The organism is Peptoniphilus catoniae, assembly GCF_901447155.2.
GTDB classification, from domain to species: domain Bacteria; phylum Bacillota; class Clostridia; order Tissierellales; family Peptoniphilaceae; genus Peptoniphilus_E; species Peptoniphilus_E catoniae.
Window position 1 is genome coordinate 180272 of record NZ_LR588413.1, and the last position, 18947, is coordinate 199218.

20 protein-coding genes are annotated in these 18947 nt (G+C 31.7%); all 20 read right to left on the reverse strand.

What is annotated here, in order from left to right; genetic code table 11:
* Positions 1-66: 66 nt before the first annotated feature.
* Positions 67-612 carry a rubrerythrin family protein gene (locus PEPCATONIAE_RS01080; protein WP_138159025.1) on the reverse strand — a complete coding sequence of 182 codons (546 nt, stop codon included), beginning with the start codon at positions 610-612 and terminating at the stop codon, positions 67-69.
* 84 nt (positions 613-696) lie between these two features.
* On the reverse strand, positions 697-1764 hold the full coding sequence (prfA, locus tag PEPCATONIAE_RS01085) for a peptide chain release factor 1 (RefSeq protein ID WP_138159027.1): 1068 nt from the start codon (positions 1762-1764) through the stop codon (positions 697-699).
* A complete protein-coding gene (prmC, locus tag PEPCATONIAE_RS01090) occupies positions 1739-2596 on the reverse strand; it encodes a peptide chain release factor N(5)-glutamine methyltransferase (protein WP_138159029.1) in 858 nt (285 codons plus the stop codon). Before prmC ends, prfA begins: the two co-directional genes overlap by 26 nt.
* Complete coding sequence (locus tag PEPCATONIAE_RS01095) at positions 2587-3534, reverse strand: DUF1385 domain-containing protein (protein ID WP_138159030.1); 948 nt, start codon at positions 3532-3534, stop codon at positions 2587-2589. Before PEPCATONIAE_RS01095 ends, prmC begins: the two co-directional genes overlap by 10 nt.
* A 51-nt stretch (positions 3535-3585) precedes the next feature.
* On the reverse strand, positions 3586-3789 hold the full coding sequence (gene rpmE, locus PEPCATONIAE_RS01100) for a 50S ribosomal protein L31 (RefSeq protein WP_138159032.1): 204 nt from the start codon (positions 3787-3789) through the stop codon (positions 3586-3588).
* 22 nt (positions 3790-3811) lie between these two features.
* The gene (locus PEPCATONIAE_RS01105) at positions 3812-4264 is read right to left on the reverse strand and encodes a DUF4342 domain-containing protein (RefSeq protein WP_138159034.1); all 453 of its coding nucleotides are present in this window, start codon (positions 4262-4264) and stop codon (positions 3812-3814) included.
* A 78-nt stretch (positions 4265-4342) separates the two neighbouring features.
* Positions 4343-4693: a 50S ribosomal protein L20 gene (rplT, locus tag PEPCATONIAE_RS01110; protein ID WP_138159036.1), complete on the reverse strand. Its 351-nt coding sequence runs from the start codon at positions 4691-4693 to the stop codon at positions 4343-4345.
* A 15-nt stretch (positions 4694-4708) separates the two neighbouring features.
* The gene (gene rpmI, locus PEPCATONIAE_RS01115; protein WP_138159038.1) at positions 4709-4900 is read right to left on the reverse strand and encodes a 50S ribosomal protein L35; all 192 of its coding nucleotides are present in this window, start codon (positions 4898-4900) and stop codon (positions 4709-4711) included.
* Between the two features lie 9 nt (positions 4901-4909).
* Entirely contained in the window at positions 4910-5452 is a 543-nt protein-coding gene (gene infC, locus PEPCATONIAE_RS01120; protein WP_138159039.1) for a translation initiation factor IF-3, read from the reverse strand.
* 240 nt (positions 5453-5692) lie between these two features.
* Entirely contained in the window at positions 5693-9958 is a 4266-nt protein-coding gene (locus tag PEPCATONIAE_RS01125) for a PolC-type DNA polymerase III (protein WP_138159041.1), read from the reverse strand.
* Positions 9959-10089: 131 nt separating this feature from the next.
* The gene (gene ispG, locus PEPCATONIAE_RS01130; protein ID WP_138159414.1) at positions 10090-11148 is read right to left on the reverse strand and encodes a flavodoxin-dependent (E)-4-hydroxy-3-methylbut-2-enyl-diphosphate synthase; all 1059 of its coding nucleotides are present in this window, start codon (positions 11146-11148) and stop codon (positions 10090-10092) included.
* A gap of 3 nt (positions 11149-11151) precedes the next feature.
* Positions 11152-12156, reverse strand: coding sequence for an RIP metalloprotease RseP (gene rseP / locus PEPCATONIAE_RS01135; RefSeq protein WP_138159043.1), 1005 nt, complete (start codon positions 12154-12156; stop codon positions 11152-11154).
* 8 nt (positions 12157-12164) lie between these two features.
* Positions 12165-12932, reverse strand: a complete 768-nt coding sequence (locus PEPCATONIAE_RS01140; RefSeq protein ID WP_138159045.1) for a phosphatidate cytidylyltransferase — start codon at positions 12930-12932, stop codon at positions 12165-12167.
* A complete protein-coding gene (uppS, locus tag PEPCATONIAE_RS01145) occupies positions 12925-13656 on the reverse strand; it encodes an undecaprenyl pyrophosphate synthase (protein WP_138159047.1) in 732 nt (243 codons plus the stop codon). Before uppS ends, PEPCATONIAE_RS01140 begins: the two co-directional genes overlap by 8 nt.
* 40 nt (positions 13657-13696) lie before the next feature.
* The gene (gene frr / locus PEPCATONIAE_RS01150) at positions 13697-14254 is read right to left on the reverse strand and encodes a ribosome recycling factor (protein ID WP_138159049.1); all 558 of its coding nucleotides are present in this window, start codon (positions 14252-14254) and stop codon (positions 13697-13699) included.
* Between the two features lie 11 nt (positions 14255-14265).
* A complete protein-coding gene (pyrH, locus tag PEPCATONIAE_RS01155) occupies positions 14266-14973 on the reverse strand; it encodes a UMP kinase (protein WP_138159051.1) in 708 nt (235 codons plus the stop codon).
* A 9-nt stretch (positions 14974-14982) separates the two neighbouring features.
* On the reverse strand, positions 14983-15630 hold the full coding sequence (tsf, locus tag PEPCATONIAE_RS01160) for a translation elongation factor Ts (protein ID WP_138159053.1): 648 nt from the start codon (positions 15628-15630) through the stop codon (positions 14983-14985).
* A gap of 63 nt (positions 15631-15693) precedes the next feature.
* Positions 15694-16509: a 30S ribosomal protein S2 gene (gene rpsB / locus PEPCATONIAE_RS01165; RefSeq protein ID WP_138159055.1), complete on the reverse strand. Its 816-nt coding sequence runs from the start codon at positions 16507-16509 to the stop codon at positions 15694-15696.
* Between the two features lie 175 nt (positions 16510-16684).
* On the reverse strand, positions 16685-17503 hold the full coding sequence (locus PEPCATONIAE_RS01170; protein ID WP_138159057.1) for an ABC transporter permease subunit: 819 nt from the start codon (positions 17501-17503) through the stop codon (positions 16685-16687).
* Positions 17500-18846, reverse strand: coding sequence for an ATP-binding cassette domain-containing protein (locus PEPCATONIAE_RS01175; RefSeq protein ID WP_138159059.1), 1347 nt, complete (start codon positions 18844-18846; stop codon positions 17500-17502). The genes PEPCATONIAE_RS01170 and PEPCATONIAE_RS01175 overlap by 4 nt, the downstream gene beginning before the upstream one ends.
* Positions 18847-18947: the final 101 nt, after the last annotated feature.

Here is an 18947-nt window from a genome sequence, read left to right on the forward strand (position 1 = left end):
GTACTAAAATATTTTTAAATTTTCTATAAAAAACATAAAAAAAGAGGCATAAGCCCCTTTTTATTATTAATATTCAACAAATTTTTCAGACTTGCATCCACAAATAGGGCAAACTGTTTCTTCAGCGTCAAAGGTTATATATCCACATACAGGACATAATAAGATTTTTTCGGCTTCAAGATCTTTGCCATTGTCTACAAAATCCTTTGCTTCTTGGTATCTTTGAGCATGGACTTCTTCAGCTGCAGTTGCAAACTTCATAGCTTTAACAGCTTCTTTTTCCCCTTGCATTTCAGCTACTGCTATATAAGCGGGATACATTTGTGTGCTTTCAAAAATTTCTCCGTCTCTTGCCCCTTCCAAATTTTCAGAAGTGCTTCCTATTCCGAATCCTGCCATTGATGTTACAGGGAAATCACCTTTAACATCTTTAAGTGCTTTGAAGTGTAAAGTTGCGTGTACTCTTTCAGCAGCAGATGTTGCTTTAAATAGTCTTGCTACATTTTTAAAGTTTTCTTTTTCAGCTGTATCAGCCCAAATTAAATATCTCATATGAGCTTGAGATTCTCCACCAAAAGCAGATCTTAGGTTGTCGCTTGTCATTTGATTCATAAATTAACCCCCTCATTTTACAAAACCAACAATACCGTTCTTGTATATTATAATTTATAGTAGAAATTAAATCAATCTTTTACATTAACCAATGTTTTCCAGCTTTTTTGCCTGATCGTTTGCAATTAAAGAGTCTATAATTTCATCAAGATCGCCATCGACAATTGAATCTATTTTATGAAGAGTAAGACCTATTCTGTGATCTGTTACTCTTCCTTGAGGATAATTATAGGTTCTTATCCTTTCTGATCTGTCGCCTGTTCCTATTTGTGATCTTTTAGCAGTGGAAAGTTTATCGTTTTGTTCTTGCATTTTTAAATCATAAAGTTTAGTTTTTAAAATTTTCATAGCTTTTTCTTTATTTTTTAATTGAGATTTCTCATCTTGGCAAGATATTACGATTCCTGTAGGTATGTGAGTAAGTCTTACTGCAGAGTCTGTGGTGTTTACTGATTGTCCGCCGTTACCAGATGACCTAAATACATCAAATCTTATATCTCCAGGTTCAATATCGATTTCAACGTCTTCTGCCTCCGGTAGGACAGCGACAGTTGCTGTAGAAGTGTGAATTCTTCCGGAACTTTCTGTTTCAGGTACTCTTTGAACTCTATGAACTCCCGATTCATATTTAAGTCTTGAATAGGCCCCCTTGCCTATTATCATAAATATAACTTCCTTGTACCCGCCGATACCTATTTCATTAGTATTCATTATGTCTATTTTCCAGTTGTTTCTTTCTGCGTATCTTAAATATTGTCTAAATAAGACTCCGGCAAATAGAGCTGCTTCATCTCCTCCTGCTCCTGCTCTTATTTCCACAATTACATTTTTTCTGTCATTAGGGTCTTTTGGTATAAGCAGAACCTTAAGCTCCTCTTCAAGAGAATCTTTTTTATCTTCATCTGATTTAATTTCATCTTTAACCAGATTCTTAAAATCATCATCAAGTTTGTCTTCAAGTAATTTTTTATTTTCTTCTATATTTTCATTTACTTGCTTTAGTTCCCTATATTTTTGAACTATAGGCTCTATCTCTGCGTGCTCTATCGCAGTTTTTTGATATAGGTCAGAATTGTTTATTACATTTATATCAATTAAATTTTTTTCAAGCTCTTGATATTTTTTTTCAAATACATCTAAATTTTCGTACATCTATCTCTCCCTCGCTTGCAACTATTACTCTGTCATGTCCGGATATATCCTTTATACACAAAGTATTACAGTCCTTGAGTAATTTTTCTATAGCTTCTTTTTGATTATAGCCAATTTCTAATACTAAATATCCTCCTGGATTTAGATATCTTTTAACATCTTTTATAATTTTTTTATAGACACTAAGTCCATCGGGTCCTCCATCTAAAGCAAGTCTAGGTTCTTGTTTTACCTCAATCTGTAAATTTTCTATATCTTCACTTGCTATGTAGGGGGGATTCGAATAAATTATATCATATTTCCCTGTAACATTTGAGTATACGTTACTTTCTGCTACTTTTATATTATTAAGATTATATAGATCTATATTCTTTTTAGTATTTGCTATTGCATCTTTTGATATATCAACAGATAAAAAATTGGTTTCTTCATATTGAAGGGCAAGAATTACACTCACTATGCCTGTTCCTGATCCAATTTCAAGAAAATTCTTAATTTTTTTTTCTTTTAATATAAGCTTTAATACATCAACGCTATGCTCAGTTTCTTTTCTAGGCACTAAAACATTTTTATTTACAAGAAATTTTTTACCGTAAAATTCACATTCCCCAAATATATAGGCTAAGGGCTCTCCATTTTTTCTTCTTTTTAAAATTTCAAAATATTTTTTTTCTAGATCTTTGGGGACTTCTGTATCATCATGTGCAACTAGATATGATATATCCTTATTAAAAAGTCTTGATAAAATTAGTCGCAACTCAAAAAAAGGATTAGTATATTCTGAATCCTTTAAATATATTAACCCTTCCTTTAAAATATCTCTTATTTCCATAAATCGCTTTCTCCGTCTTCAGGTATAACAGCCTTTAAACTTTCAATGGCTACCTCAATCATAGAGTCGTCCGGTTCTCTTACTGTTGCCAATGATTGAATTTTCATTCCAGGTAAAGCTAAAATTTTACAAATTTTTGAATCGCTTCTTCCTATAATCCTATTTATCTCATATGCTACACCCGCAATTATAGGAAGTGCCACAAGTCTTGAGACTATTCTCATTAAAGGAGATGGCCAGCCGAAGAATGATAAAACAACTATACTTACCATCATAACCATAAATAGAAAACTTGTTCCGCATCTAGGATGTACTATAGGATATTTTCTTACATTTTCAACTGTGAGTTCATCTCCAGCTTCATAACAGGATATTGATTTATGCTCTGAGCCGTGATATTCAAATACTCTTCTTATATCTTCAAGCTTGGAAATATAATAAAGATATACTCCAAATATTATTAATCTTAATATACCCTCCATAAGATTTAAAAGAATAACTGAATTAATCTTACCCTTAAGTAAGCCTGCTGCCACACTTGGAATTATCATAAATAAAAGAGCTGCCACTAAAAATGATACAAGCACTGTAAGTCCAGTTTCAACCGTTTCAGCATTTTCACCAAAAATCTTACTTATAAAGCCTTCTTTTTTATCTTCATTCTCTTCCTCTTCCCAAAATGATGCTGAGTAAGTTAAGGCATTGACACCTATTACCATAGCCTCAACAAGCTTATAGGCTCCTCTTATAATAGGTAAAGAGAAAAATTTATTTTCCTTAGTTTTATCCTTTAAATTTTCGACCTTTAATTCAATTTCTTTATTAGGTTTTCTGACAGCTATGGCAATTTTTGAAGGTCCTCTCATCATAACTCCCTCAATAAGTGCCTGGCCACCTATCGTCGTTTTAAAAAGCTCTTTTTTTGCTTTATTTTCCATAGTTCTCCTTAAATTAAAATGGTTAGCTAATTTGCTAACCATTAATTACTTTTACTTCGCTCTATTATACTTTTTATTGAACTTTTCAACACGTCCGCCATGATCAGTAAATTTTTGTTTTCCTGTAAAGAATGGATGACATTCTGAGCAAACTTCAACTTTCAAGTTTTCCTTTACAGAGCCTGTTTTAAAAGTATTTCCACATGCACATACTACTGTTGCTTCTTTATATTCAGGATGAATACCTTTTTTCATATTAATACAACTCCTTACGGTCTTATTTATTAGACTTTCTAAATTCCTTTTTTATATATTCTTTAATATTTATTGTTTCACCATCGTCCATAACAAGGTAAAAGTCATAGTCTCCTTGAAGACCTGCACCTACACCAAGTATAGCTGCTAACGGCGCAATTATAATACCAAATGCAGATACTGTCAAAGATAGAGAAAGAATAGTTTCTTCGCCTCTTTTAACTACTAACCTGCTGGCATTACCTTTTTCCCACACATCTTTTATCGCATCTTTTATATCATCAAAACTAATAAACTCGTTCTTTTTTTTGCTTTCATCTTCATATCCACCTACATCAGAAGGTTCTAAGGAACTTCTAATGATTTCTATAGCCTTATCTACATCACCGTCAGCTTCTAATAATGCTGATCTAACTACCTTATAAGAAGTATCGGTAACGTCCATAACATAATCTATTTTTTCCATTGTAATCATTAATATCTCACCTCAATAAGAGTTTACCCTTAGAGTTTAGCAAAAAATCATAAATTTAATAATTTTACAATATTTTAATTATTCAGCCTTTGCCAACTTAACAAGTTCTGAAAATCCATTAGGATCATTAATTGCCATTTCTGATAGCATTTTTCTATTTATATTTATATCTGCTTTTTTCAAGCCGCTAATAAACTTTGAGTAACTCATACCATTTAGTCTTGCTGCAGCATTAATTCTTGCAATCCAAAGTTTTCTGAAATCTCTTTTTCTTTGCTTTCTACCTATATATGAATAGCTCAGTGATTTCATAACAGCTTCATTAGCAGGTCTAAATAATTTTGATTTAGCTCCGAAATAACCTTTAGCTTGCTTTAATACTTTTTTATGTTTTTTTCTGGCATTTACTGCCCTCTTAATTCTTGCCATCTAATATACCCCCTATTAAGGAATCATACGATCAATTCTTTTTTGATCGCCCTTACTAACCACAGCTGATTTTCTTAATTTTCTAAGTCTTTTTGCTGTCTTCTTACCTGTTAAGTGACCTTTAAAGGCAAAAAATCTTTTTAATTTTCCACTGGCAGTCCTTTTAAATCTCTTTGCAGACGCTCTGTGAGTCTTCATCTTACCCATAATTTCCTCCTATTTATCTGTATTTGGAGATAAAAACATAACCATGTTTCTACCTTCCATTTTAGCTTTTTTATCTACAACACCATGCTCAGAAACTAAATTGACAAACTCATCAAGTACAACTTTACCTATTTCAGTATGTCCCATTTCTCTACCTCTAAAACGTACAGAAACTTTAACTCTATCGCCGTTATCAAGAAAAGTTTTAGCTCTGTTTGCTTTTGTATTTAAATCATGTTCCTCAATGTTAGGAGTTAATCTAAGCTCTTTTACATTGATAACTTTTTGTTTTTTCTTTGCTTCCCTTTCTCTTTTCATCATGTCATATCTGTATTTACCATAATCCATGACACGACATACCGGTGGTTTTGAATTTGGAGCTATTTTTACAAGATCAAGTTTGCTCTCTATTGCAATATCAAGCGCCCTATTTCTTGATACAACTCCTACTTGATTACCTTCACTGTCAATTAATCTAACTTCTTTATCTCTTATTTCTTCATTGATTTGAAGCTCTTTAATCTCTAAGCACCTCCATAAAATAATCCTCACCTATTTAAAACAATTCACATTAGATGAGCGCTTAAGAACTTTATTGTTCCAAATAAAAAAAGCGGACAAAAAGTCCGCAAGAATACTGAATAAAAACTATTCTTAAACAACCTTATAACTAATAAGAATAAGGTGAGAAGCGGACTTCTACTTAAACACTGGTATAGTTTACTATACATAAGCTTTTATGTCAAGTCCTAATAATAATTTTTATATGCAATCACTTAATTTATAAAATTTTTAAATCATGTTAAATAAACTCAGCTGATTTGAATCGGGTAAATTATTTAATACACCGTTTCTTTTTAAAATGTCAACAACAGATTTTGTGGCCTTGGTCTTATTCATAAAGTCTTCTATAGATAAATATTCTTTTTCCTTAGAAGCTTCAACTATATTATTTGCTACTTGCTCTCCAATACCTACATAGGCCCTTATTGGAAAAAGTATTTTATCTCCATCTACCTTAAATCTAAAAGAATCAGACTTATATAAATCTGCATTTTTAAATTCAAAACCTCTCGAAAACATTTCAAGGACCAGCTCTAAAATATTTAACTGAGATTTTTCTTTTACACTTAACTTTTCATCTGAGTTTTTTAAGCTATCAACTTTTAGCTTTACAGCTTCTACTCCTTGTATAATAAGTTCCCCGTCAAAGTCCTGAAGTTTATTTGTAAAATAAGTAGCATAAAATGCCAAAGGATAATTAAGCTTATAGTAGGCTATTCTAAAAGACAGCATAACATAGGCTACAGCGTGGGCCTTAGGAAACATATATTTAATTTTTTGACAAGACTCTATATACCAATCAGGCAAATCAAGAGTTTTAATTACTTCTTTTTGCTCATCAGTTAGGCCTCTTCCCTTCCTAACTCTTTCCATGGTGTCAAACGCTATTTTATTTTCAGCTCCTGCCCTTATTAGATAAAGCATTATGTCTTCTCTTGTAGATATTACATTAGATAAAGTTGCCTTCCCTTCCTTTACTAAATCTTGAGCATTGTTCGTCCACACATCTGTACCATGAGAAAGTCCTGAGATTCTTACAAGTTCTGAAAAACTCTTTGGTTTTGTTTCAAGAAGCATTTGTTTAACAAATCCGGTACCAAACTCAGGTATCCCCAATGTTCCTGTAGGGGTGTTAAATATATTCTCATCTAGATTTAATGCTTCACTTGTAGAAAATAGAGACAAGGTATTTTTATCATTTAAAGGAATAGTTGTTGAGTCTAGGCCTGTTATGTCTTCAAGCATTCTAATTATAGTAGGACCATCATGTCCTAATATATCTAATTTTAAAATCTTTCCATGAATAAAATTATAATCAAAATGAGTCGTTATTACTCCGGATTTTGCATCATCGGCAGGGTATTGTATAGGCGTAAAATCAAATATATCTTTACTCTTAGGACAAATCATTACTCCTCCCGGGTGCTGTCCGGAGGTTCTTTTTACTCCGACGATTTTTTGGACTAGCCTTTCAATTTCCAAAGCTCTAATATCTTTATCTTCAAAATAATTTTTTACATAGCCATAGGCCGTTTTTTCCGCTATTGTTCCTATGGTACCAGCTCTAAACACGTAACCTTTGCCAAAAAGATCTTCTGTATATTTATGTGCTGACGGTTGATATTCTCCTGCAAAATTAAGGTCAATATCAGGCTCTTTGTCTCCTTTAAACCCTAAAAATACTTCAAATGGTATGTTATGTCCATCTTTTTTAAGTTCATGTCCGCAATTTGGACAATTGGCATCAGGTAAATCTACGCCGCTGTCGTAATCACTATGAGAAAAATCTGAATATTTGCACCTAGGACACACATAATGAGCCGGCAAAGGATTAACTTCAGTTATAGAGCTCATAGTAGCTGCAAAGGATGAACCTACAGATCCTCTTGACCCTACTAAATAACCATCTTTATTTGATTTTTCAACAAGCTTTTGAGCAATTATATAAAGAACTGAATAACCATTTGATATTATTGAATTAAGTTCCTTATCAAGTCGTTTTTCAACTATATCAGGCAGATTATCTCCATAAATTTCATGTGCTTTTTTATAACACATAGTTTTAAGGTCTTCATCGGCTCCTTCTATAACTGGTGGATACTTACCATCAGGAATAGGTTTTAAATCTTTTGTCATATTACTAATTTTATTTGAGTTTTCGATCACAACTTCATAGGCTTCTTTTTCTCCAAGATAACTAAACTCACTTAACATTTCATCTGTAGTTTTAAAATATAAAGATTTTGGTGTATTCCAATCATTATCAAATTTCAATCTTTGACCGCTTAACACAATTCTTCTTGCAAGATCATCTTCCTCTTCAAGGTAGAAAACATCTCCAGTTGCTACAACAGGTATATTAAGATCTTTTCCTATTCTATAAAGTTTTTTATTAATTCCTTTTAATTCATCTAAATCTCTTACTAGACCTTGAGCTAAAAAATTTAAATTATTTTCTACAGGTTGAATCTCTATATAATCATAATATGAAGCAATTTTTTTAATTTCTTCATCATCTAATCCGTTATATACAGCTCTAAACAACTGTGAATATGAGGTTCCGCTTCCTATAATCAGTCCTTCTCTGTAGGTGTCAAGTAGAGTCCTAGGAACCTTGGCAACTCTATTTACATAATTTAGATGGGATTTACTTACAAGTTTATATAAATTTTTAAGTCCTTCTTGAGTTTTTACAAGAATACTTACTGGTGATTCAAATAGACTTGCAGGTTCTATGTTTTTAATTAAAGAATTTATATCTGAAAGCTTGGAAACATTATATTCTTTATCTGCAAGTTCCATCATTTTAAGAAAAACTTCAGCTGTAGCTTCTGCATCATTTACAGCTCTATGAGCATTAACTAATGAAACTCCAAGTTTTTTTGATAAAGTCGAAAGGTTATATCTTTTAGTCCCTTTAACAACAGCCCTTGACAGCTGCAGGGTATCTAAAACTGCATAATCAAATTTATATCCATTATTAGTAAAATCTCTTCTTATAAATGAACTATCAAACCCTGCATTATGAGCCACTAATACAGACCCATTACAAAAATCATAAAAGTCTCCTATAATATCTTCTATTTTAGGTTCAGATTCAAGCAAAGCGTTGCTAAGCCCTGTAAGCTCTTCTACTTTTTTAGGAATAGATTTTTCTGGATTAACAAGTTGCGAATATCTGTCAACAATTTTTCCGTCTATAATTTTAACTGCACCTATTTCTGTTATTTTGTCAGTTCTTGGAGAAAAACCTGTGGTCTCTATGTCAAATACTACAAAAGAATTGCTATTTTCTTTATAATTAGTAACTATAGGTGTTAAATCGTCTACAAAATTTGCATCAAGTCCATATATTACTTTTATTCCATCTTGATTTGATGCTTCCATGGCTTCTGGAAATCCCTGAACGTCTGCATTATCAGTTATGGCAATAGCACTCATGCCCCAATTACTTGCCGTTTTAGTAAAATCTTTAAAAGAGGTTAAACCACTCATCGCAGACATTTTTGTATGTAGCCTAAGTTCTACCCTTTTCTCCTGAGATTTATCTTCTCTCATTATTTTTTCAGATTTTTCCAAGTATCTTATCATTATATTGTCATCTTTACTATAGCTGTCATACTGAACATTACCTGTAATTATATAGGTGTCTCCAACTTTTACATTATCACTAAATTCTTCAAGCTTTTCACTTGTTAAAAAGATCTTAGCAAGAATTGAAGAAGTAGAATCGGTAATACTTAAGGATACTAAAAACCTACCGCTTTTTATTTCTTTAGTTTCAATATTAAAAATTTCAGTCTTAACAGTAACCTTATTTGAATTTATAGATATATCCTTTATAGTGGTAAATCCTAATATCTCTTTTTTTCCATAGGAAAATCCTGATTTTGATTTTCTAGAAGGTTTTTTATCTTTAATTGAAGTAGTATTATTAATATTTTTTATAAGATCGGATTCCATAAGGCTCAAATCTTCCATATATCCTTTAATATTATCATCATTACATTTACAAACTTTATCCGATAGTTTCAAATTGATTTTATAATTTTTAAATAAAGACATATCATTTTTTAGGTCATCTTCAAAATTTTTGCTTGTTATGCTGTAATAAATTCCCTCGTTAGGAATTGTTATATCTATAGAATTTTCATTTTCTTCAATATCTATAGATATGTCCTCAAGACAAGATATACAAGACGGACTTAATTTCACTATATAATCCTTAATCAACTCTTTTTTATTTTTATAAATATCTTCTTTTATAAGGTAGGTAATTTTTAAATTTAAACCCTTTAACTCCTTAGATAAATTTTCATAAAACTTTTGTTTTAAAGATTCGTCAACTTCTTTTTTACTTTCAACAAAAATTTCCAAATCCAAAATATTCTCTTTGAAATTAATATCTTTAAAACTAATTTCATTAAAACTTATGTCCCTGAAATCTTCGGGTCTTATATTTAATTTTTTTAAAACATCAATAAATTCTATCATTTTTATATCTCTCACATAAATATAATAAAAGAAATCTAAACTTTCTTAAAATTAACTTCTATATAAAATAATACAGCTCAAAGATAATATAATTATATCAAAAGAGCTGTATAAAAAATCAAAAGATTATTTTATTTCATATTTTCAATTTCTTTGTAGAGTTCATCTAAAAGATTTTCTTCAGAAACTTTCTTTATAACTACCCCATTTTTAAATATGAGCCCTACCCCGTTTCCTCCGGTAATTCCTATATCGGCTTCTTTGGCTTCACCTGGCCCATTTACAGGACACCCCATTAGGGCAATTTTAATATTTTTATCTACAGTCGAAAGCTTTTCTTGTGCTTTTTCTACTAATTCAATTAAATTTATTTTGGTTCGAGCACAAGTCGGGCAGGATATTATTTCAATTCCCTTATTTAATAATCCTAAGGATTTTAATATCTCCTTGCCTGCTTTTACCTCTTCAATTGGGTCTGCCGTTAAGGAAACCCTTATTGTATCGCCAATTCCTTCTTCAAGTAAAATTCCTATTCCAACAGATGATTTAATGATACCTGAAAGTCCGGGACCCGCTTCGGTAATTCCTATGTGAAGTGGATAGTCGCTCATTTCAGAAAATTTTCTATAGGCCGCAAGGGATAAATTCACATTACTAGCCTTTAAAGAAACCTTTATATCAGTAAAATTTAAAGATTCCAAAACATTTATTTCTTCAAAAGCACTTTCTACTATAGAATTCTCATTTACTCCCTTATATTTATCCAATATATCTTTGCTAATAGATCCTGAATTTACTCCAATTCTAATTGGAATATTGTTACTTGCACAAATATCAACAACTTCTTTAACCTTCCATTTTTCTCCAATGTTTCCGGGATTAATCCTAACGCAATCGATGCCATTTTTTGCAGACTCAACCGCCAATTTATAGTTATATTGAATATCGGCTATAGTGGGTATAGAAATTCTTTTTTTTATCTCTTTTATTGCGGCTGCATCATCTAAGTCATTTACTGCAAATCTAATTAAATCACAACCCGCTTCTTCCAATCTTTTTATTTGCTTAACTGTGGCAACAATATTTTTAGTGTCAGTGTTAGTCATAGACTGAATACTTATAGGAGCATCTCCTCCAATTGGAAGATTTCCTACCATAATCTGTTTTGTTTTTCTTCTATTCAAAAATATCACCTAAAATCTTAGCCTTGTTAGGTCACCAAAAATTGTAACATAAATCATAATTCCAAATAAAAATACAAGCCCGGCAAAGCTTAAAGCACTTTCAATTTTTTCATTAACTTTTTTGCCCCTTATAGCTTCTATTATTAAAAATAAGAGTTTTCCTCCATCGAGGGCCGGTATAGGAAGTATATTAACAACAGCAAGATTTGCGCTTATAATTCCTAAAATAAAAATCAGATTCACAAATCCTGCAGATGTAGCTTGCCCTATAGCTGATATAACCCCAACAGGTCCTGCCAGCATGGAAACATCAACTCCACCTACTAAAAGACCTCCAAGTACTGAGAAAACATCTGCTACAACAGAAAAGGTTTTTGTAAAGCCAAATTTTACTACTGATCCAAAGGATTTTGAAAACCCTATCCCAATAACTGAATAGCCTTCATATTCTATTGGTTTTAAAGTCTTAGTTAAGCTTTCTCCACGCCTTTCTATAACAAGATTTATATCCTTATTTGGATCCTTTTTAGAAATATTTTTTATAATATCTTCCCAGGAATTTATAAGTTCATTATCTATTTTTATAACCTTATCTCCGGGTTTAATATCGGCAACCATAGCAGGCGAATCTTTTTTTACACTTCCAACAATATTGGAATTTGAAGGAACACCCATTATTGATGCTAATATAATAAAGGATAATATTGCCAGTACAAGGTTCATAAACACGCCTGCAACAACTACAGCCATTCTTTTTGGAACCGATACATTCGAAAAGCTTCTTGGATCATCGGAGCTTTCTTCCTCCCCTTCCATGGCCACATATCCTCCTATAGGTAAGGCTCTAAGAGAATACTTAGTTTCTCCCTTCTGTTTCTGAATAAGTTTAGGGCCCATGCCTACTGAAAATTCATTAACTTTAATTCCTACAAGTTTTGCAACACTATAGTGACCAAATTCGTGTAGAAGTATAACTAACATAAACACAAATATTGAACCTATCAAAGTATACATTCTTCCTCCTATAAAACGTAAAAATAGTAAATTAAATATACCATTGGTATTACCATAATCACACTGTCAAATCTATCCATTAAGCCTCCATGTCCAGGAAGCAAATTACTATAATCTTTAATTCCTGTAATTCTTTTTATTTTAGATGCAAATAAGTCTCCTAACTGAGCCATAATAGAACTTGCAACGATCAAAAACAATAGTTCCAAGTTAATGTTTAGTCCAACATAATAAGAATATATAAGGGTAATAATTAAACACCCCAATACTCCTCCCACTGCCCCCTCAATAGATTTTTTAGGGCTCACTTTTTCTATAAGCTTGTGCTTGCCGAAAGTAGATCCTATTAGATAGGCAAAGGTGTCTGTAATAAAGGCGATTAGAAACACCATTATAAAAAACTTTCTTGGAAGCTGACTAAATAAATTAAATATAAAAGGAACATAGATAAAAATAAATACTGTGTGTGTAAGATCTGATGTTGAATAATTACCAAATAAAAACATAATAAAAGACACAACAAGTACAGCTATAATAGCAAAGTATTCAGGAATTACTATTTTATCAAAAATTAAGAGTAAGACAATTCCTAAAACTATAGCATCTAAATTTACTCTAATCCTTATTTTTCTAAAGGCATTAGCCAACTCATAAGATGCAAAAGCAGAGACGATGGCAAGGGAAAATTTCAGATACAATCCTCCGAGATAAATAAGTATTCCCAAAAAGATTATGCCTATTGCTCCGGTTGTAAACCTTTTTGTAAAATCAGACATTTAATCCTCCAAATCTTCTGTTTCTATTTTGATAATCAACTATAGCTTCATATAAAACTTCTTCTGTAAAATCAGGCCATAATACATTAGAAAACCAAAACTCACTATAGGCAAGCTGATAAAGCATAAAATTGCTAACTCTAAGCTCACCACTTGGTCTTATTAGAAGATCAAGCTCTTCTTGGCCTTTGGTGTAAAGATATTCTTTAAAGGTTCCTTCATTCAAGTTTTCTATATTTAAAATGCCAGCTTCTATATCTTTGTAAATGAGTTTTGTTGCTCTAACAATCTCACTTCTACCACCATAATTTAATCCAATATTAAGTATCATTCTATCATTGTCCCTAGTTGATGACAATGCAATATCTATTTCTTTTTTAACTTTTTCAGGTAGTGGATTAATGTCTCCAAGTAGGTTTATCTTTATATTATTTTTTTTAATTATGCTAAGTTGGTTTCTTATATAAAAAACTAAAAGATCCATAAGCTTAGAAACCTCCTCCTTTGGTCTTTTCCAGTTTTCTGTGGAAAATGCATATAAGGATAGAGATTTAATACCTAACTTATAGGAAGCTTCTACAATTTCTACAACCCTTTTAGCGCCTTCACTATGTCCTAATGATCTAGGTAATCCCCTTTTTTTTGCCCAACGCCCATTTCCATCCATTATTATTCCTATATGTGCGGGCAATTTAGTTTTATCTATTTTTTCAATTAAACTCATATTTCACCTATTAAGTAAAAAGAGGCCTAGGGCCTCTTTATTAAATTTCCATTAACTCTTCTTCTTTAATTTTTGTTGCTTCATCTACTAAATTAATATGTTTATCTGTAATTTTTTGAATGTCATCTTCAGCAACTTTTCTGTCGTCTTCAGAAATTTCTTTTGCTTTCTCAAGCTTTTTAATTTCATCTATAGCTTCACGTCTTATGTTTCTTAAAGCTACCTTTGCATTCTCGCCATTTTTCTTAACAACTTTTGTAAGCTCTGTACGTCTTTCTTCTGTAAGCTGCGGAATTACAAGTCTAATTAATTTCCCGTCATTTGAGGGATTTAAGCCTAAATCCGATTTTAAAATGGATTTTTCTATTTGAGGAATTAAATTTACATCCCAAGGTTGAATAACAAGTAATCTCGGCTCAGGAGCAGATATTGAAGAGGCTTGATTAATAGGAGTTTGTTGCCCATAGTAGTCAATTGTTATTTTATCAAGTAAAGTCGGATTTGCCCTTCCTGCTCTAATGCTTTGAAGGTCTTCTTTATATACTGAAATAGTTTTAACCATTCTCTTTTCAGCATCTTTTTTTATATCAGCTATCATAGTGATCCTCCTTATTTTACTTTAGTACCTATATTTTTGCCACAAACTACATCTATCATTGAACTTGGTTTGTCTATTCCAAATACAATTAACGGAATTTTATTATCCATGCACAAGGATGTAGCTGTAGTATCCATGATTTTCAACTTTTTATTTATTATCTCTAAATAAGAAAGTTCTAAAAATTTCTTTGCATCGGGATTTAGTTTAGGGTCTGAGTCATATATTCCGTCTACTCCCTTTTTAGCAAGGAGTATAACTTCCGCTGAAATTTCTGCGGCTCTTAGAGCTGCTGTAGTATCTGTAGAAAAGTATGGATTACCTATACCTGCAGAGAATATAACAACTCTTCCCTTTTCTAAATGTCTTATGGCTCTTCTTCTAATGTAGGGCTCAGCTACTTCTTTCATTTCTATAGCTGTTTGGACCCTTGTTATTACCCCCATGTTTTCAAGTGAGTCTTGAAGTGCAAGGGCATTCATTACGGTACCCAACATTCCCATATAATCGGAGGTAGCTCTATCCATGTTTTCGGAGTCTCTGCCTCTCCAAAAGTTTCCTCCGCCTACAACTATACCTGTTTCAACCCTCATTTCGCTAATCGCTTTTACTTGAGAGGCTATGGTTTTTACAGTATCCATATCAATACCTATGCCTTTTTCTCCAGCCATAGCTTCTCCACTTAGCTTTAATATAATCCTTTTATATTTCGGATTCATATTGTCACCTTAATTGCCTAGTTGTTTTGCCACTTCTTCTGCAAAATCTTCTTCTCTCTTTTCAAGACCTTCACCAACTTCATATCTTACAAATCTTCTGATTTTAATATTTTCTCCGATTTTTGAAGCTATGTTATTTAATACATCTTGTACTTTAAGGTCAGGATCTTTAATGAATTTTTGATCTAAAAGAACAATTTCTTCGTAGAATTTTTCCAAACGACCTGCAACCATTTTTTCTACAATATGTTCAGGTTTTCCTTCGTTTAAAGCTTGCTCTCTTAGAATTGATCTCTCATGCTCAAGCTCTTCCTCAGGTACTTGGTCACGAGAAACATATTTAGGAGAAACAGCTGCCACTTGCATAGCTACATCTTTAACGAAAGCTTTAAATTCTTCATTTTTAGCAACAAAGTCAGTTTCAGTATTAACTTCAACTAAAACTCCAATTCTTCCGCCATGAATATAAGAATCAACTATACCCTCAGATGCAATTCTTGAAGATTTTTTAGCTATTGATGCAAGTCCTTTTTCCCTTAAAATATCTACTGCCTTATCTAAATCTCCTCCTGTTTCTACAAGAGCTTTTTTACAATCCATCATGCCTGCTGATGTTTTTTCTCTAAGTTCTTTAATTGCTGCAGTTGTAATTTCCATTTTTTATTCCTCCTTAAAAAAAAGAGAGTTTTAAAGGCATAGCTTTAGAACTCTCACAGAATCTTATTCTTCTTCTTTATCTATAACCGGTGCTTCTTCTTGAAGATCTTCTTGTGCGCTAGCACTAACCTCTTCAGAAATATTATCAGACTCTTCTGTTGATTCTGATTTTTCTTCTGTATAATCCTCAGTTTGAGTACCTTGCTTTCCTTCCAACACCGCATTTGCAATTGTTTCAGTAATTAATTTAACAGCTCTTATAGCATCGTCATTGCCAGGAATTGGATAGTCGATTTCGTCAGGATCACAGTTTGTATCAATAATACCTACCACTGGTATTCCTAAAATTTGAGCTTCTTTAACTGCAAGTCTTTCTTTTTTAGGATCAACTATAAATATGGCATCTGGAATTCCACCCATGTCCTTAATTCCGCCTAAGAATTTTTCAAGCTTTTCTTCTTCGTGTCTTAATTTTATAACTTCTTTTTTAGGCAGTACATCAAACATTCCGTTTGTTTCCATTTCCCCAAGCTCATGTAGCCTGTCGATTCTACCTTTAATAGTCTTGTAGTTAGTTAAAAGACCGCCAAGCCATCTTTGATTAATATATGGCATTTCACATCTTTTAGCTTCCTTTTCAATCGCATCTTGCGCTTGCTTTTTAGTGCCGACGAAAAGAATCTTTCCGCCTTCTGCAGTAACTTCTCTTACAAATTCGTAAGCTTCATTAATTTTTTTGACAGTTTTTTGAAGATCTATTATATAAATACCATTTCTTTGAGTAAATATATACCTAGCCATTTTAGGATTCCATCTTCTAGTTTGGTGACCAAAATGTACACCCGCCTCTAGTAGAGACTTCATTGATATAACTGACAAAATATTCACCTCCGTTTTTTTCCTCCATTTTCGTCATTTGCATCGGGGACTCATAAGCAACTCCCGATACATCTGAAAATGTGTGTATTGTCTTCTTTACCGAAGATTAGTATAACATAAGCCAATCTTACAAGCAAGAAATATTTAATAAAAAAACCTGTTTATACAGGTTCTTTTAAAAATCAAGGTCTTTTGAATTGTAAATTCCATAGCTTATAGCAATAAGAACAAAAAATATAATAAGATTTATGCCGGCCTTTATAAAATCTATTCCGCCCTTTAATAAAACTATAGGGTGAAAGGCTTCAAAAGGTATAGCATTAGCAATTCCAAGTAAACTTCCTCCATAAATCTTGCCAAATATTAAGAAAGCAACTATAAATATTACAAATAATACACTAGTTCCGTCACTAAAATGTGTTGACTTAGACAAAGAACTAAAAAGCAACCCTACAGCCATAAAGATTAAGCCGGTAATTAGCATTCCCAAAAATATTTTCCCAAGATCTAAAAGCAAACTTGCTGCAATTATATCTTTAGCAAGAGGCGGTATGGTAATTATGAAGAATGTTGCTACCATAAGTAAAATTAAGAAAATAATATATATTAATATATTTGCAAATATTTTTTGAGTGACTATTTCAGATCTGGAAACAGGATTTGAATATAGGTACTGTATTGATCCGTCATCTAAATCTCTTGAAAGTGAATTTGCGCCTATTTGCATAGCAAACATTGCAATAAGTATAATCATATATTGATTAATAAAGGAAACATATTCACTTAAATCTGCATAATCTATTTTTTTATCAAAGCCTAAAATCTTTTGTAGGCTCGGACTTAACTGACCTGAAAAACTATCAAATAAAGATTTCATATTTGCATCGAGCATCATTGGATATAAGGCCAGTAAAAGTCCCGTAAGAATAACTATTACAAGGAACCAGGCCATCATTTTACCAAAATTATGTTTAAATTCTCTAGTAAAAATCATGATTCAATATCCTCCTCATTATCGGAATTTTTATTATCTTCATAAGAAGCTGCTGTGGAGTCATCTTTAAAAGGTTTATTTTCAAAAACAATAGTGTCATCATCGCTTCCTGAATCGGAATCATCTAAAATATCTTTTTCAACAACCTCAGATAAATTTATTTTTTCCTCTGTCATGTCAGCACTTTCAATATTTTCAGTAGAAACAAAATTTTCAATTTCTTCAGTTTCGCCTTTTAATGAGTCATCATTAACATAATTTGCATCATTGCTGGTCACTATAGTATCTAAAAGATGGTCATCTGTCTGTCTGTTTTTTGAATTTGTATCATCAAAATCTCTTTCAAAGTAAACAGTATCTTCTTTATTTTCAAAAGATTCTTTTTCTTCTTTTGAAGAGTTTTCATTTATAGCTTCTACATTAATATTTTCAGTTTCTCTCCTATTGTTAAGCTGTCCCGCTAAGTCTTTGTTTTCATAGTAGGCATTGATTTTATCAGATAAAGATGAATCCTCTATGGAATAATTTGCTATATTTGAATTGGCTATAACTCTTGACAAAATAAGTAGATCCTTATCATAGTAAAATACTTTTTCAAAAGGTTCATTTTTTATAAGCCTTGCTCCAATATCTATAAAAGCATTGTAGTTATCAAAAGGACTATAGATTTTAACTATTTTATCATTAGCTAACTTATCCCTTAAATATTCCACTTCCATTATTTCGCCCTTATATAAATAGGCAGCTCTATCACAGTATCTTTGAGCCTCTACAAGAGAATCTGTAAGTAAAAGTACTGTAAGCCCTTCATTCTTTTTCAATTCATCTAGATAGCTGAAAAATTTTTCCTTTTGATTAAGGGTTAATTCCTTAGTAGCTTCATCAATTACTACTAACCTTGGCCTTATAATTAAAGCATTAATTATAGTAAATATCCTTTTTTCATTATCAGTCATTTCAGATATTTTCAATCTAATATTAAAATTAAAATAATCTGAAAGTCTATAAACCTCTTCGGTATTCTTTAAATTATGGAAATCTAAAGTATTTTTAAATATAGTAGATGCCCTTAAATTATCTTGATAAAGGATTTGTTGAGGAATAAGAGATACTGATTCTTTAATAGTTTTTGAATCTCTTAAACAGTCCATACCGTATATATATGCCTTTCCCTTTGCAGGCTTTAAATAATTAAAAAGTATTTTTGCAAGTGTAGTTTTTCCGGATTCTTCCAAACCAAGTAAAGCAAGGCTCTCCCCTTCTATAACTTCAAGATTAAGATTTGAAAAAATTTTTCTTTTACCTACTCTTTTAGTTAAATTATTAATAACTATGGCACTCATTATATCCACCTCTCTATTCTCATGGAATTATTTTTTATCTCTTTAGTATCTAAGTTTATCACATTTGCCGCTTATTTACTATAAAAATAGAAATCAATATT

Excerpts from the sequence above, each read along its gene's own strand:
- PEPCATONIAE_RS01175 (WP_138159059.1), bottom strand. The coding sequence starts at position 18,846 with ATGAGTGCCATAGTTATTAATAATTTAACTAAAAGAGTAGGTAAAAGA.
- frr (WP_138159049.1), bottom strand. The coding sequence starts at position 14,254 with ATGATAGCTGATATAAAAAAAGATGCTGAAAAGAGAATGGTTAAAACT.
- PEPCATONIAE_RS01095 (WP_138159030.1), bottom strand. The coding sequence starts at position 3,534 with ATGGAAAATAAAGCAAAAAAAGAGCTTTTTAAAACGACGATAGGTGGC.
- rpmI (WP_138159038.1), bottom strand. The coding sequence starts at position 4,900 with ATGGGTAAGATGAAGACTCACAGAGCGTCTGCAAAGAGATTTAAAAGG.
- rseP (WP_138159043.1), bottom strand. The coding sequence starts at position 12,156 with ATGTATACTTTGATAGGTTCAATATTTGTGTTTATGTTAGTTATACTT.
- rplT (WP_138159036.1), bottom strand. The coding sequence starts at position 4,693 with ATGGCAAGAATTAAGAGGGCAGTAAATGCCAGAAAAAAACATAAAAAA.
- PEPCATONIAE_RS01140 (WP_138159045.1), bottom strand. The coding sequence starts at position 12,932 with ATGTCTGATTTTACAAAAAGGTTTACAACCGGAGCAATAGGCATAATC.
- prmC (WP_138159029.1), bottom strand. The coding sequence starts at position 2,596 with ATGGAAATAAGAGATATTTTAAAGGAAGGGTTAATATATTTAAAGGAT.
- PEPCATONIAE_RS01105 (WP_138159034.1), bottom strand. The coding sequence starts at position 4,264 with ATGATTACAATGGAAAAAATAGATTATGTTATGGACGTTACCGATACT.
- tsf (WP_138159053.1), bottom strand. The coding sequence starts at position 15,630 with ATGGAAATTACAACTGCAGCAATTAAAGAACTTAGAGAAAAAACATCA.
- pyrH (WP_138159051.1), bottom strand. The coding sequence starts at position 14,973 with ATGAATCCGAAATATAAAAGGATTATATTAAAGCTAAGTGGAGAAGCT.
- PEPCATONIAE_RS01080 (WP_138159025.1), bottom strand. The coding sequence starts at position 612 with ATGAATCAAATGACAAGCGACAACCTAAGATCTGCTTTTGGTGGAGAA.
- prfA (WP_138159027.1), bottom strand. The coding sequence starts at position 1,764 with ATGTACGAAAATTTAGATGTATTTGAAAAAAAATATCAAGAGCTTGAA.
- rpmE (WP_138159032.1), bottom strand. The coding sequence starts at position 3,789 with ATGAAAAAAGGTATTCATCCTGAATATAAAGAAGCAACAGTAGTATGT.
- uppS (WP_138159047.1), bottom strand. The coding sequence starts at position 13,656 with ATGAGTTTAATTGAAAAAATAGATAAAACTAAATTGCCCGCACATATA.
- PEPCATONIAE_RS01125 (WP_138159041.1), bottom strand. The coding sequence starts at position 9,958 with ATGATAGAATTTATTGATGTTTTAAAAAAATTAAATATAAGACCCGAA.
- PEPCATONIAE_RS01170 (WP_138159057.1), bottom strand. The coding sequence starts at position 17,503 with ATGATTTTTACTAGAGAATTTAAACATAATTTTGGTAAAATGATGGCC.